The sequence below is a fragment of the Bradyrhizobium sp. USDA 4510 genome (assembly GCF_054059095.1).
The window spans coordinates 3,440,905-3,455,544 of the sequence record NZ_JBSSBT010000001.1; the positions used below are offsets into that span (position 1 = coordinate 3,440,905).

Genomic DNA, 14,640 nt, shown 5'->3' on the forward strand with positions numbered 1-14,640 from the left:
GCGCGGAATCGGTTCGGTGGCGGCCACAAAAAATCCGGCTGCATCGCAGCCGGATCTTGTACGCGATGAGCGCTGTCGGAGCGGCGATCAGCAGGTCGCCTTGCCGCAGCGGGCGATGCCGATCTTTTCCTTGAGGTTGTCGACGCCGACGGCGCCGATCACGACCTGCTTGCCGATCACGTAGCTCGGCGTGCCGTTCATGCCCATGGATTCGGCAAGGCGGAAGTTCTCCTCGATGGTCGCCTTCACCTCGGGGCTCGCCATATCCTTCTCGAGTTTCGCCATGTCGAGACCGACCTCCTTGGCGACCGCCAGCGCGCGCGCCTTGTCGGCGGCGCCGCGGCCGCCGAGCAGCTTCTGGTGGAAATCGAGATACTTCTTGCCGGTCGGATCCTGCATGCGCACGGCGACCGCGACCTGCGCGGCCTCGACCGAGCCTTGGCTCAGCACCGGGAATTCCTTCAGCACGACCTTCAGCTTCGAATCCGCCTTCATCAAATCGAGCATGTCGGACATCGCGCGCTTGCAGTAGCCGCAATTGTAGTCGAAGAACTCGACGAAGGTGACGTCGCCGTCCTTGTTGCCGAGCATGACGCCGCGCGGCGAATTGAAGATGGTGTCGGCGTTCTTGGCGACGCTCTGCTCATGCTTCTCGGCTTCGGCGGCGGCCTGCCGCTTGCTCAGCTCGTTCATCGCCTCCTCGAGCACCTCCGGGTGCGCGATCAGATAGTTGCGCACGATGGTCTCGATGTCGCCGCGCTGGGTGTCGGTGAAGCTCTGCGCGGACGCCGGAAGCGGCGCGGCGCAAACGCCGAGCGCGAGCAGGGCAGGGGCAAGAAAACGAAGCGCTGGCATGACAAAATCCTTGTTCGCGGTGGCTCAAAAAAACGGCGGGGCCGTGAGCCGGTTTAGGTGATCGTTGTATGGAACTACGGTTTATTTCTAGTTGTTTTTCTGACCCGGCATGGGCTTGGCGCTCACAATGTCGTCAGCTTTGACCCAGCCGGGCGTGCCGATCGCGAACCGCGTCTTGGCGCGTGACGCAAGATCGCGGGCGGTCTTGGTGTCGCCGCGGAGATAGGCGGCCTGCGCCGAGGCGAGGTCGGCCTGGGCATAGTCGCCCTTGCGGCCATAGGCCATCGCGAGCTGGGTATAGCCGAGCGGCGCCTCTGGCTCGCGCGCCACCGCGGCACGCAGCATGTTGATCGCCTCGTCGGTGTAGGCCTTGTTGTCCGAGGCGACCAGCGCCTGGCCGAGCAGCATCTCGATCAACGGCGAATTGCTGGAGAGCTGCACTGCGCGGCGCAGCGGCGCGATGGCTTCGGCCGGCCGGCCGCCTTCGAGCAGCGCCTGGCCGCGCAATTCATGGAAATAGGGATTGTTGGGCTGCACCTGGATCAAGCCGTCGATCTGCGCGATCGCCGAGCGCAGATCGCCGTGCAGATAGGTCGTGATCGCGCGTGCATAGCGCGCCGGCAGGCTGGTGTTGGACAGCGGATAGCGGCGGTAGACCGTGTCCTGCCGCTCCATGAAGCCCGAGATCTTGGCGCGCATCATGTCGTGGCGCAGCTGCAGCGCCGGATCGTCCTTCTTGTCCCAATAGGGGCTGGAGCGCGCCAGTTCCTGTAGCGCGGAGACGCGATCGACCGGCATCGGATGCGACTGCAGATAAGGGTCAGCCCCGCGCGAGGCGAACAGGCTCTCGTCGGTGAAGCGCTTGAACGTCTCGTACATGCCCTTGGCGGATTGTCCGGTCGCATTCAGGAACTTGACGCCGGCGCGGTCGGCGTTCTCTTCCTGCTGGCGTTGATAGGACAATAGCGTGCGCTGAATGACCGCTTGCGGCGCCGAGATCGCCGCGGCGCCGGCGCTGGAGAGACCATTGCCGCCGCCGCGGCCGCCCGCACCCGCGGCAAGCGCGCCGACGCCGAGCAGCATCGCGATGATCATCTGGGTCTGGGCCTGCGCCAGCTGCTCGCGCATCTTGGCGAGATGGCCGCCGGCGAGGTGGCCGGTCTCGTGCGCCAGCACGCCGATGATCTGGTTCGGCGTCTCCGATTGCAGCAGCGCGCCGTAATTGACGAAGATGCGCCGGCCGTCGGCGACGAAGGCGTTGAACGAGCCGTCGTTGATGATCACGATCTGGATGTTCTGCTTCTCCAGACCGGCGGCGCGCAGGATCGGCCTTGTGTATTCGCGCAACAGCTGCTCGGACTCGGTGTCGCGCAGCACCGGCGGGCCTTTTTGCTGGGCTCGCGCAGGGACCACGGGGCCGACCGCGAGCGCAACCGCGGTCATGAGCGCGGTCAGCTTGAAGGTCCTGGTGCGAAGCGCGAGGCGGAACAGCATGGGCGATCTATCGGCGATGACTGGACGCGCCGGCACAAGTCCGTGTTCCGGGCCCGACCGGATCAGGCGCGTGGCGCAGTCTGTTGTTTTTGCAGTTCTTCTTCACGCGAACCGGGTATTCACTAGGCCTGAAAGCGTTATAAGGAGCCACCGAATGCGGCCAGTCTGGGGCGGCAGCCGGTAACGGGAACCCGAATTCGGCAGCGGCCGTGCAATAGCAGAAATCCATGCGTGAAGCGACACCGAGAGACCGTGTAGGCAGCCTGTTGACAGCGTCCGGACGGAGCGATGTTCCGCCGTTCATGGTGATGGACGTGATGGCGGCGGCCGCGCGAATCGAGGCCGCCGGCGGCCATGTCATCCATATGGAGGTGGGGCAGCCTGCCGCAGGCGCGCCGAAGCCGGCGATCGCGGCCGCGCAGGCCGCGCTTGCGGACGGGCGGATCGACTACACCTCGGCACTCGGCGTTCCCTCGCTGCGCGCACGCATCGCCCGGCACTACAGCGACACGTATGGTTGCGCGGTAGACGCTGAGCGCATCATCGTCACGACCGGCTCGTCGGGTGGATTCATCCTGGCGTTTCTTGCGATGTTCGAGCCGGGCGACCGGGTCGCCGTGACCGTGCCGGGCTATCCGCCGTACCGGCATATCCTGACCGCGCTGGGCTGCGAGCCGGTGCTGATCGAAACCTCCGGCGACACCCGCCATGCCCTGACCGGCGAGGCGCTGCTCGCCGCCCATCGCAAGGCGCCGCTGAAGGGCGTGCTGGTCGGCAGCCCCGCCAACCCGACCGGCACCATGATGTCGCGCGAGGCGCTGTCGACCCTGATGGCGGCCGCCGACAGCGCGGGCATCCGCTTCATCTCCGACGAGATCTATCACGGGCTCGACTATGCGTTTCCTGCGGTGACGGCCGCAGAGCTGTCGCCGAACGCGCTCGTGATCAACTCGTTCTCGAAGTACTTCTGCATGACCGGCTGGCGTGTCGGCTGGATGGTGGTGCCCGACGTGCTGGTGCGGCCGATCGAGCGGCTGCAGCAGAACCTGTCGATCTCGGTGCCGACCCTGTCGCAGATCGCGGCCGAAGCGGCGTTCGAAGGCCGCGAGGAGATGGAGGCGATCAAGCGCGGCTATCAGGAGAACCGCCGCATCCTGATCGAAGGGCTGCCGAAGGCCGGCCTGACCAAATTCCTTCCCGCTGACGGCGCGTTCTACCTCTATGCCGACGTCTCCGACTTCACCTCCGACAGCTTCGCCTTCGCCAGCGAGATGCTCGAGAAGGCGCATGTCGCGGCGACCCCCGGCGTCGATTTCGATCCGATCCACGGCCGCGCCTTCATCCGTTTTTCCTATGCACGCTCGGCCGCGGAGATGCAGGAAGCAGTTGCACGGATCGCGCATTGGCTTAAATAGCCCGCGAACTCCAGGAGCCTTCAAACTCCAAGAGCCATCAAGAGCCTTCCGGCGTTCGCTTTGCCTTTCGGATCGGTTTCGCAGCGCAGTGCCGTGGTTTCGCCGGCACTGTGGCGGGCGGATCATCGCGGATAAGCGGCAGGGCCCACACAGTTCCATTTGACTTGAACCGCCAAGTTGATCTTGGCTGTTTCCGCCATTTCTGAGGGGGAGTGACACATGGCAACGGCAACCGTTGTCACGGCTGCGCCGGCGAGCGCCGGCAGCAAGCCGTGGTATAAAGTTCTCTATGTCCAGGTCCTGATCGCGATCGTGCTCGGCGCATTGGTCGGCTGGTTGTGGCCGGGCCTTGCCACCAACGAGTGGATCAAGGCGCTCGGTGACGGCTTCATCAAGCTGATCAAGATGGTGATCGCGCCGATCATCTTCTGCACCGTGGTATCGGGCATCGCCCATATACAAGATGCCAAGAAGGTCGGCCGCATCGGTGTCAAGGCGCTGGTGTATTTCGAGGTCGTCTCGACCTTCGCGCTGGTGATCGGATTGCTCGTCGGCAATCTGGTCAGGCCCGGTGCCGGCTTCGGCAATGCGGCGGCGAACGCGCAGGCGGTTGCCGGCTATGCCAAGCAGGCGGAGGCGCAGAAGAGCGTCGACTTCGTGCTGCACATCATTCCGGACACCGTGGTCGGTGCATTCGCGCAGGGCGAGATCCTGCAGGTGCTGCTGTTCTCGGTGCTGTTCGGCTTCGCGATCATGGGCCTCGGCGAGCGCGGCCACACCATCCGCTCGTTCATCGACGACGCCGCGCACGCCGTGTTCGGCGTCATCTCGATCGTGATGCGGGCGGCGCCGATCGGCGCGTTCGGCGCGATGGCCTTCACCATCGGCAAGTTCGGCACCGGCGCGATCCTCAACCTGATGGGGCTGATCGCGACATTCTATCTGACCGCCGCGCTGTTCGTGTTCGTGGTGCTCGGCATCATCGCGCGGATCGCGGGGTTCTCGATCTTCAAGTTCCTGGCCTACATCAAGGACGAGCTATTGATCGTGCTCGGCACCTCGTCCTCCGAGAGCGCGCTGCCGTCATTGATGGAGAAGCTCGAACGGCTCGGCTGCTCGAAATCGGTGGTCGGCCTCGTGGTGCCCACGGGCTATTCGTTCAACCTCGACGGCACCAACATCTACATGACGCTGGCGACCCTGTTCATCGCACAGGCGCTGGGCTTCGATCTCACCTTCAGCCAGCAGATCACCATCCTGATCGTGGCGATGCTGACCTCGAAGGGCGCCTCCGGCATCACCGGCGCCGGCTTCATCACCTTGGCGGCGACGCTTGCGGTGGTCGATCCGCGGCTGGTGCCGGGCATGGCGATCGTGCTCGGCATCGACAAGTTCATGAGCGAGTGCCGCGCGCTGACCAATCTGTGCGGCAACGGCGTGGCTTGCGTGATCGTCGCCTGGTGGGAGGGTGAGCTCGACCGCGACAAGCTCAATGCCAATCTCGCCAAACAGGTCGACCCAACCGACATGGAGACCGCGTTGACGACGGACTAGTTCTCCTTAGTTAGAACCGGTCCAGCCGATACGGCGAGGTGTCCACCGCGGATGCCTCGCCGTTCATCGTTTCGGCCAGCACCCGCGCGGTCGCGGGGCCGAGCGTGAAGCCCTGATGGCCGTGGCCGAAATTCACCCACAGCCCGCGATGCCGCGGCACCGGCCCGAGCACCGGCAGCATGTCGGTTGTGCAGGGGCGGGTGCCGAACCACGGTTCGGGCTCGACGCGGCTGCCGATCTCGATCAGCTCGCGCGCCGCCGCTTCGGCGTAGCCGAGCTGGATCGGCGTCGCCGGTGCGTCGGGACTGGTCAGCTCCGCGCCGGTGGTGATGCGGATGCCCTTGGCCATCGGCGCCATCGCGTAGCCATTTGCAGTGTCGACCAGCGGCAGGTCGAGCGAGCGGCCGCCCTGGTAGTGCATGTGGTAGCCGCGCTTGCGTACTAGCGGGATCCGGTAGCCGAACTTGCGCAGCAATTGCGGTGACCACGGGCCGAGCGTGACCACAACGTGGGCGGCATCGATCCGGCCGCCACTGGTGTCGACCGACCAGCCGGACGTCGTCTGCGTCAGCGTCTGCGCATCGCCGCGCAGCAGCGTGCCGCCGAGACGTTCGAACAGTCCGGCATAGGCGGAAACAAGTCCGCCGGGGTCCGACACGGTCCAGGGCCCAAGCCAGTGAATGGCGCCGGGCAGGTCGTCGCGCAGCAACGGTTCCGCCTCGGCGAGCTCGCGGCCATCAAGCACGCGAAACGTCACGCCGAAGTCGCGCTGGTTCTCCTCGGCGATTGCAATGGCCTGCTCCAGCGCGGCCGGGTCGCGATGCAGCAGGCGATAGCCGGCGCGGCGGATCAGATTGTCGGCATGGGCGTCGCGGATCAGCGTGTCGTGCTCCGCGGTGGCGTAGGCGATCAGGCGCGCCCACGCGATGGTGGCTTCGCGGTGCCGCTCGGGCGTCGAGTTCCACCAATAGCGCAGCAGCGGGCCGGCATGCTGCGGCAGCGACGCCAGGCGGTAGCGCACGTCGTTGGTGCGCCCCATCGCGATCCGGGCGAGGATGGCGGGATCGCGCGGCATCGGGTAGGGCCGAACCGCTTCGCTCTGAATGATGCCGGCATTGCCGTAGCTGGTTTCGCGGCCCGGTTCCTTGCGGTCGACGAGCGTCACCGACCAGCCGCGGCGCTGCAGATGCAGCGCCGTGCTGACACCCACCATGCCGCCGCCAAGAACGATCGCGCTTTGCATTGGGATCCGTCTCCGTCAGGCTCCGTTGCGCCGGCATCTGACGAACGGATTGCCTGTTCAATAAAAACGCCCGGCGCGAGCCGGGCGTTTTGACTTGCAGGTGGTGCTAGTTGCCGCCGCCGAAGCGGCGCGACCACCAGCCCTTGCGGGCCGGAGCCTCGGCCGCAGCCGGCTCTGGAGCAGCCGCGGCCGGCTCAGGGGCAGCTTCCTCCGCCGGGCTTTGAACCAGCGCCGCTGATGCCTCGGGCTGCGGGCTCGATGCGAAGTTGACCTTTTCGCGCACCGTCGAGCGGCGACGCTGCGCGCGGTCGCCTTCGGCAGTGTCCTCGGCGGCAGACGCCGCGGCAGTTTCGGGCTCGGGTGCCGCGACCGGCTCGACGGGGGCGACCTCGGTCGGCTGCCACTCCGGCGGCTCGGCGACCAATTCGGGCTGCGCCAGCGAGGGAGCCGGCTCCGCGTCATGACTATCGAAATCGGCGACTGCGTCGGAGGCCTCCGACGTCGCCGCCGGGCTCAACTCATCGGAGATCGATCCGGCGAGACCGTCATCCGGTCCGCCACTGCCGCGCCGGCGGCGGCCGCCACGGCGTCCGCGGCGCCGCGGACGGCGATCGCCATTGCCGGCCTGGTCGTCGCGGGCAGCGCTCTGCTGCTCGTCGCCTTCGTCCTCATCACCTTCGGCATCGGCGGCGGCAACCGCCTCGGTGCCTTCGGGCAGGACATGCATGAGATCGCCGTCCTCGCGCGGCTGCTGGGCGCCTTCACGCGCCTCGCTGCCGCCACCGCGGCCGCGGCGCCGGCGGCGCCGCTTGCGGCGCTGACCGTCGCCTTCGCCCTCGGCGGAGCCCGATTCATCGCCGGCCGCCCGCTCGTCGGCGAGGCCCTCGGTCTCGTCGGTTTCGAGCTCGGCCTCGTATTCGAACAGTTCTTCCTCGTCATCGGCCTCTTCGGCCTGGGCCGGCGCAGCGGCAGCCTGCGCAGCGAGCAGCGCCTTGGCGGCTTCGAGCGTATGCACCTGCTCGCCGCGGTCGATAATGTAGGACTGCTGGCCATGCACCGTGGCGTCCGCGACGATCGACAGCGAAACCCGGAAGGAGTCTTCGAGGTCGCGCAGATGGCCGCGCTTGTGGTTGAGCACGTAGAGCGCGACGTCGGTGCGGGTGCGGACTACCAGATTGTGGGTCGCGCCCTTCATCAGGATTTCCTCGATGCCGCGCAACAGCTGCAGCGCCACCGACGAGACCGAACGGACGTGACCGCTTCCGCCGCATTGCGGGCAGGGCTCCGTCGAACTTTCGAGCACGCTGGCGCGGATGCGCTGGCGCGACATTTCCAAGAGGCCGAAATGCGAGATGCGGCCGACCTGGATCCGCGCACGGTCCTGGCGCAGGCAGTCGGACAGCTTGCGCTCGACCGCGCGGTTGTTGCGCTTCTCGTCCATGTCGATGAAGTCGATGACGATCAGGCCGGCGAGGTCACGCAGGCGCAATTGGCGCGCGACTTCTTCCGCCGCTTCCAGATTGGTCTTGAGCGCGGTGTCCTCGATATGGTGCTCGCGCGTGGCGCGGCCGGAGTTGACGTCGATCGAGACCAGCGCCTCGGTCTGGTTGATCACGATGTAGCCGCCGGAGCGCAATTGCACGGTCGGCGAGAACATTGCGTCGAGCTGGCTTTCGACGCCCATGCGCGAGAACAGCGGCTGACCGTCGCGATACTGCTTCACCGCGCGCACATTGGCCGGCATCAGCATCTTCATGAAGTCGCGCGCTTCACGGTAGCCGGCTTCGCCGGCCACCTGGATCTCGTCGATCTCCTTGTTGTAGAGGTCGCGGAGCGAGCGCTTGATCAGCGAACCTTCCTCGTAGACCAGCGTCGGCGCCTGCGACTTCAGCGTCAGGTCGCGCACCGTTTCCCACATCCGGATCAGATATTCGAAGTCGCGCTTGATCTCCGGCTTGCTGCGGGAGGCGCCGGCGGTGCGCAGGATGATCCCCATGCCCTCGGGCACGTCGAGATCCTGCACCACTTCCTTCAGCCGCGAACGGTCCTGGGCGGAGGTGATCTTGCGGCTGATGCCGCCGCCGCGCGCGGTGTTGGGCATCAGCACGGCGTAGCGGCCGGCGAGCGACAGATAGGTGGTCAGCGCGGCGCCCTTGTTGCCGCGCTCTTCCTTGACGACCTGCACCAGCATCACCTGCCGGCGCTTGATCACTTCCTGGATCTTGTACTGGCGGCGCGGACGGAACGGGCGCTCCGGAACCTCCTCGAGCACGTCGTCGCCGCCGACCGACTCGACGACGTCCTCTTCCTCGCCTTCCTCGCCGTCATCCTCTTCGTCATCTTCGCCGGCCTCGTCGCCAGGCCCGGTCTCGGGCGCGACCACCTCGGCGAGCGCGCCATATTCGGCGACCGCGTGCTCATCGGCGTGAACCTCGTCGGAAGCCACATGCGGCGCGTCGTCGGCATGCGCGGCGTTTTCCTCGATCTGCTCCTCATGGGCGCGCTCGGGCTCATGATTGACCTCGACCGTCTCGACGGTCTCGGGCGCGGCCGACGCGGCGGAGGCTTCGACCACCGCAACGACGGGGTCGGAGGGGGCGTCGGCAACCGCCGCCTCGCTCACCTCGGGGGCGTGGTCGTGATCATGGGCATGATCGTGGTCGTGATGGTCGTCGTGACCATGATCGTGGTCGCCATGATCGTCGTGGTCATGATCATGGTGATGCTCATGGTCCTCGTGATGCGCATGATCATGCGCCTCATGCTCGTGGCCTTCGTGGGCGACCACGCCGTGATCCTGGTGCCCGGCATCATGTTCATGATGCTCGGCATCGACGGGATGTTCGTGGGCCTCGATGGTGGGCAGCGCCTGGGTGTCGTTCGCGCCCTCGATCACCTCGCTCTGGACGCGCTCGCCATGGCCGCGGCGACGGGCATTGCGATGGCGCGACCGGCGGCGATGGCCGCGGTTCTCGTGCTCTTCCTCGGCCTCGCGATGGGCGCGCTCGTCGGCCTCGATCAGCGCCTGACGGTCGGCGACCGGGATCTGGTAATAGTCGGGATGGATTTCGCTGAAGGCCAGGAAGCCATGCCGGTTGCCGCCATACTCGATGAAGGCGGCCTGCAGCGACGGCTCTACGCGCGTAACCTTGGCGAGATAAATGTTGCCGCGCAGCTGTTTGCGCTGGGCGGTCTCGAAATCAAACTCTTCGACGCGATTGCCACGGACCACGACGACCCGGGTCTCTTCCGGGTGGGTGGCATCGATCAACATCTTGTTGGGCATTTTGGAGCTCTTGACGGCGGCGGGCGCGGATCATGGCGCGCGCAAACTGCGCCGCCCGGTGACGCGACGGTCCACCTGATTCGGGGGTGAGGGGAAGGCCGAAACGCATCTCGCGGCGCAGCGCCGGACGGGAACTCACCGGGATGATGCGACGGGCGAAGTTTTCACCTCGCGTCAGCGCGATCATTCGGGGGATCCTGGTCGGCAATGCAGTCTGGCGCATTAAGCGTCGGCCCGTCTAAACATGTTGGCGGCGAAAAATACCGCCGTATCTTTTGCTGAAAGCCCCGTCTGGCGCCGAAGCGCCTGCCGGCCATCGCATATCGAGGCCCCAAGGGACCGGATAATCGGTTATGCCTTGTCTCAAACCGTCCCTCTGGCGAGGGAGTGTGCCTGGGACCGGACGCCGCTCGGGCTTGAATCCGCCACTCCGTGTCAGCCGCGCGCGGCGCTGGCTGGGGAGGGACCGGAAAAACACGGCGGGATCTTCGATCAGGAAGGTTCCACCGCTGCACCGGGAGGCTGAACGCGACACAACCGGGAGTACTAGCCGTCAGCACCTCGTACATACGTGGATTGACCGCCGCGTGCAAGGGAAGCGTCACGCCGCCGCAACACTCGGTTCTTTTCGCCGGAGCGTCATTAGGGGGCGATTAACCGTGTGGTTCTAATGCGGTAAGAAGCAGCTGGGAGGCTACGAATCGGGTGGCGAACCGCGCAAAACACCTTGTTTTTCTGGGATGCGGGCTATTTTGCGCCGCAACATCGGTGTTTGCCATTGCCGGCGCCCCGAGCGCCGCTGAGGGCCCGCAGAACAGCCCGCCTGCGCCGGCCGCGAGCTCCCCGAATTTCCCGGTCGCATCCGGCGCCAGGCTCGCCGGCGACGCCAAGCAGACCCGATTCATCCTCGACCTCGACCGCAAGATCGAATTTCGCGCCTTCCCGCTGGCTGACCCCTACCGCGTCGTGGTCGATATCCCGCAGGTCGATTTTCAGCTCGCGGCCGGCACCGGCTCGGCGGGGCGGGGCCTGGTGAAGGCGTTCCGCTATGGCCTCGTGATGCCCGGCGGCTCGCGGATCGTGTTCGACCTGACCGGACCGGTGAAGATCGCGAATTCCTACGTGCTCGACGCCGCCAACGGCCAGCCGCCGCGGCTTGTGCTGGACTTCGAGGAGGTCGACCGCACCAGCTTCGTGCAGTCGCTGGCGCCCGCGAGCCGGCCCGAATCGAAACCGGCGATTTCCGAATCCACCACCGCCACCATTCCGGCCGTCACCTCGGCGGCGCTGCCGCCGGTCGCGGTCACCGACGCGCGCCCGCTGATCGTGATCGATCCCGGTCACGGCGGCATCGACAACGGCACGCAATCCGGCGACCAGACCGAGAAGAACCTGGTGCTCGGCTTTGGCCTTGCCCTGCGCGACCGGATCGAGAAGTCGGGCAAGTATCGGGTGGTCATGACGCGGTCCGACGACACCTTCATCCCGCTCAACGATCGGGTGAAGATCGCGCGCTCCCAGTCCGCGGCGCTGTTCGTCTCGATCCACGCCGACGCCCTGCCGCGCCGCGAGGGCGATGCCCAGGGCGCCACGATCTACACGGTGTCGGACAAGGCCTCCGACGCCGAGGCCGAACGGCTGGCGGAGGCGGAAAACAAGGCCGACGCCATCGGCGGGGTGAACCTGACCGACGAACCGACCGAGGTCGCCGACATCCTGATCGACCTCGCGCAGCGTGAAACCAAGACGTTTTCCAATCGCTTCGCCCGTCTTCTGATGGACGAGATGAAGACCACGGTGCGGATGCACAAGCATCCGCTCAAATCGGCCGGCTTCCGGGTGCTGAAGGCGCCCGACGTGCCGTCCGTGCTGGTCGAGATCGGCTACGTCTCCAACAAGGGGGACCTCGAGCACCTGGTCTCGGAGAGCTGGCGGAACAAGGCGGTCGGCTCGATGGTGCAGGCGATCGACACGTTCTTCGCCAAACGGCTGGCAACTGCCGGGTCGGCAAAGTGAAATCGGCTCGCTGAAAAGCCGGGGCCGTTGCGCCGAAGCCCTAGTTTGGCCACAGCCGCGACGGTATAGACAATGGACCGCAGGTCCGCAGAATCGACCATATTGTCCGGCGGCTCTTGTATACTCGCGTGCGCAAGGTGGCTCGCTGGGCCAAAGCTTCGTTGTGTGAGGCTTTCGCACTTTTGGACAGGCGCTTCTGACGACTGAGCGCCGGAGGGTAGGAACGGAACGTCGATAATGCGCCTGCTCGTGCGGTTTATGGGTTTCTTGTTCGCCGCCGGAACCGTCGTGTTCCTGGTCGGTGTCGCCGCCGTCGCTGGCGCCATCTGGCATTTCTCCAAGGATCTGCCCGACTACTCGCAGCTGCAGGACTATGAGCCGCCGGTGATGACCCGCGTGCATGCCGCCGACGGCGCGCTGCTTGGCGAATACTCCAAGGAGCGCCGGCTCTATCTGCCGATCCAGGCGGTGCCGAAGCTCGTGATCAACGCCTTCCTCGCCGCCGAAGACAAGAACTTCTACGAGCACGGCGGCATCGACTATCAGGGCATGGCGCGCGCTGCGATCCTTTATGCGCAGAACTACGGCTCGAACCGTCGCCCGCAGGGCGCCTCGACCATCACCCAGCAGGTCGCGAAGAACTTCCTGCTCACTAACGAGGTCTCGTTCAGCCGCAAGATCAAGGAAGCCTTGCTGGCGATGCGCATCGAGCGCGCCTATTCCAAGGACCGCATCCTCGAGCTCTATCTGAACGAAATCTATCTCGGCCTCGGTGCCTACGGCATCGCGGCGGCGTCGCTGGTCTATTTCGACAAGTCGGTCAACGAGCTGACGATTGCGGAGGCGTCCTATCTCGCCGCGCTGCCGAAAGCGCCGGCGGCGCTGCATCCGGTGCGCAACCGCGACCGCGCGATCGAGCGCCGCAATTATGTGATCGATCGTCTGCTGGAGAACGGCTGGATCAAGCAGGCCGACGCCGACAAGGCGCGCAAGGACCCGCTCAACGTCACCAGCCGCTCGAACGGCGCGCATATCTTCGCCGGCGAATATTTCGCCGAGGAGGTCCGCCGCGACATCTTCGAGCGCTACGGCGAAAAGAAGCTCTACGAGGGTGGTCTGTCGGTGCGCACCACGCTCGATCCCAAGATCCAGGTGATGGCGCGCAAGACCATGGTCGCGGGGCTCGTCAATTACGACGAGGCGCAGGGTTGGCGCGGGGCGCTGCACAAGCTCGACATTTCCGGTGACTGGGGCGTCAAGCTTGCCGACGTGAAGTCGCTCTCCGACATCTCGCCGTGGCGGATGGCTGTCGTGCTCGAGACCAGCGATCAGTCGGCGCGGATCGGCTTCCAGCCGGGCCGCGAACTCGGCGGCGCGGTCAGCAAGGAGCGGCAGACCGGCATCATCACGATGGACGGCGTACGTTGGGCCAAGACCAAGGGCAAGGCGCCGAGCGCCGTTTCGCAGGTGCTGCAGCCGGGCGACGTGATCTACGCCGATCCGCTGGTGACCAAGGACGGCAACGCGGTCGAAGGCCAGTATCGCCTGCGGCAATTGCCTGAAGTGTCCGGCGCCATGGTGGCGATGGATCCGTGGACCGGCCGCGTGCTCGCGATGGTCGGCGGCTTCTCGTTCGACCAGAGCCAGTTCAACCGCGCGACGCAAGCCTACCGGCAGCCGGGTTCGTCGTTCAAGCCGATCGTGTACTCGTCGGCGCTGGACAATGGCTATACGCCGTCGACCACCGTGATCGACGCGCCGATCGAGATCGATCAGGGGCAGGGCGCCGGCGTGTGGCGTCCGGAAAACTATTCGACCGGCAAATATTACGGCCCGACCACGCTGCGCAACGCGTTGCAGCGCTCGCTCAACACCGTGACGGTGCGGCTCGCGCAGGACATCGGCATGCCGCTGGTCGGCGAATACGCCAAGCGCTTTGGCGTCTATGACGAATTGCCGAACTATCTGTCGTATGCGCTGGGTGCCGGCGAGACGACCGTGATGCGCATGGTCACGGCCTATTCGATGTTCGCCAATGGCGGCCGCCGGGTGAAGCCGACGCTGATCGATCGCATCCAGGATCGCTACGGGCATACCATTTTCAAGCACGACACCCGCGAATGCCGCGGCTGCGACGCGCCCGGGGGCTGGAAGAGCCAGCCGGAGCCGCAGCTGGTCGACCGCCGCGAGCAGGTGCTCGACCCGATGACCGCCTACCAGATCACCGAGATGATGGAAGGTGTGGTCCAGCGCGGCACCGCGACCGTCGTGAAGGAGGTCGGCAAGCCGATCGCCGGCAAGACCGGCACCACCAACGACGAGAAGGACGTCTGGTTCGTCGGCTTCTCGCCGGATCTCGCAGTCGGCGTTTACATGGGCTACGACAAGCCGCGCAATCTCGGCCGCGCCGCCACCGGCGGCCACGTCGCAGCGCCGATCGCCCGCGACTTCCTCAAGCTTGCGCTCGCCGACAAGCCGCCGACGCCGTTCAAGGTTCCGGCCGGCATCAAGCTGATCCGCGTCGACGCCAAGACCGGCATGCGCGCCGGTCCCGGCGACGGCGGCAACACCATCCTCGAAGCCTTCAAGCCGGGCACCGCGCCGCCGGAGAACTATTCGGTCATCGGCGTCGCCGATGCCGATGGGCGCGGCCCTGCGCCTGGCCCGCAGCCGTCGCAGAATGGGGCGCAGCCGGATGGCGGCTTCTTCATGCGTCCGGGAACCGGGGGGCTTTACTAGCGGCCTGTCCGGCCAAATCGCCGGGATAGTGCGGCCAA

At 66.1% G+C, this 14,640-nt stretch carries 9 protein-coding genes; 5 read left to right on the forward strand and 4 right to left on the reverse strand.

The annotated features are described in order from the left end of the window. Positions 1-87: 87 nt before the first annotated feature. On the reverse strand, positions 88-855 hold the full coding sequence (locus tag ACVMDN_RS15590; RefSeq protein ID WP_057019997.1) for a DsbA family protein: 768 nt from the start codon (positions 853-855) through the stop codon (positions 88-90). A gap of 87 nt (positions 856-942) precedes the next feature. Next, complete coding sequence (locus ACVMDN_RS15595) at positions 943-2,349, reverse strand: M48 family metalloprotease (protein WP_057019998.1); 1,407 nt, start codon at positions 2,347-2,349, stop codon at positions 943-945. 227 nt (positions 2,350-2,576) lie between these two features. Between ACVMDN_RS15595 and ACVMDN_RS15600 the strand changes: the two genes are divergently transcribed. After that, the gene (locus ACVMDN_RS15600) at positions 2,577-3,764 is read left to right on the forward strand and encodes a pyridoxal phosphate-dependent aminotransferase (RefSeq protein WP_057019999.1); all 1,188 of its coding nucleotides are present in this window, start codon (positions 2,577-2,579) and stop codon (positions 3,762-3,764) included. 219 nt (positions 3,765-3,983) lie between these two features. Then, positions 3,984-5,318, forward strand: a complete 1,335-nt coding sequence (locus ACVMDN_RS15605) for a dicarboxylate/amino acid:cation symporter (protein ID WP_057020000.1) — start codon at positions 3,984-3,986, stop codon at positions 5,316-5,318. A 10-nt stretch (positions 5,319-5,328) separates the two neighbouring features. Here the strand turns inward: ACVMDN_RS15605 and ACVMDN_RS15610 are convergent, their stop codons facing one another. Then, on the reverse strand, positions 5,329-6,561 hold the full coding sequence (locus ACVMDN_RS15610; RefSeq protein ID WP_141342716.1) for an NAD(P)/FAD-dependent oxidoreductase: 1,233 nt from the start codon (positions 6,559-6,561) through the stop codon (positions 5,329-5,331). A 106-nt stretch (positions 6,562-6,667) separates the two neighbouring features. Beyond that, positions 6,668-9,184, reverse strand: a complete 2,517-nt coding sequence (locus tag ACVMDN_RS15615) for an Rne/Rng family ribonuclease (protein ID WP_456816150.1) — start codon at positions 9,182-9,184, stop codon at positions 6,668-6,670. 21 nt (positions 9,185-9,205) lie between these two features. Here ACVMDN_RS15615 and ACVMDN_RS15620 point away from each other — a divergent pair, with 21 nt between their 5' ends. From ACVMDN_RS15620 to ACVMDN_RS15630, 3 genes are all read left to right on the forward strand, one after another. Continuing rightward, the gene (locus ACVMDN_RS15620) at positions 9,206-9,937 is read left to right on the forward strand and encodes a hypothetical protein (protein ID WP_283812361.1); all 732 of its coding nucleotides are present in this window, start codon (positions 9,206-9,208) and stop codon (positions 9,935-9,937) included. Positions 9,938-10,552: 615 nt separating this feature from the next. Continuing rightward, the gene (locus ACVMDN_RS15625) at positions 10,553-11,863 is read left to right on the forward strand and encodes an N-acetylmuramoyl-L-alanine amidase (protein WP_057020002.1); all 1,311 of its coding nucleotides are present in this window, start codon (positions 10,553-10,555) and stop codon (positions 11,861-11,863) included. Positions 11,864-12,100: 237 nt separating this feature from the next. After that, the gene (locus tag ACVMDN_RS15630) at positions 12,101-14,602 is read left to right on the forward strand and encodes a penicillin-binding protein 1A (RefSeq protein WP_028332239.1); all 2,502 of its coding nucleotides are present in this window, start codon (positions 12,101-12,103) and stop codon (positions 14,600-14,602) included. Positions 14,603-14,640: the final 38 nt, after the last annotated feature.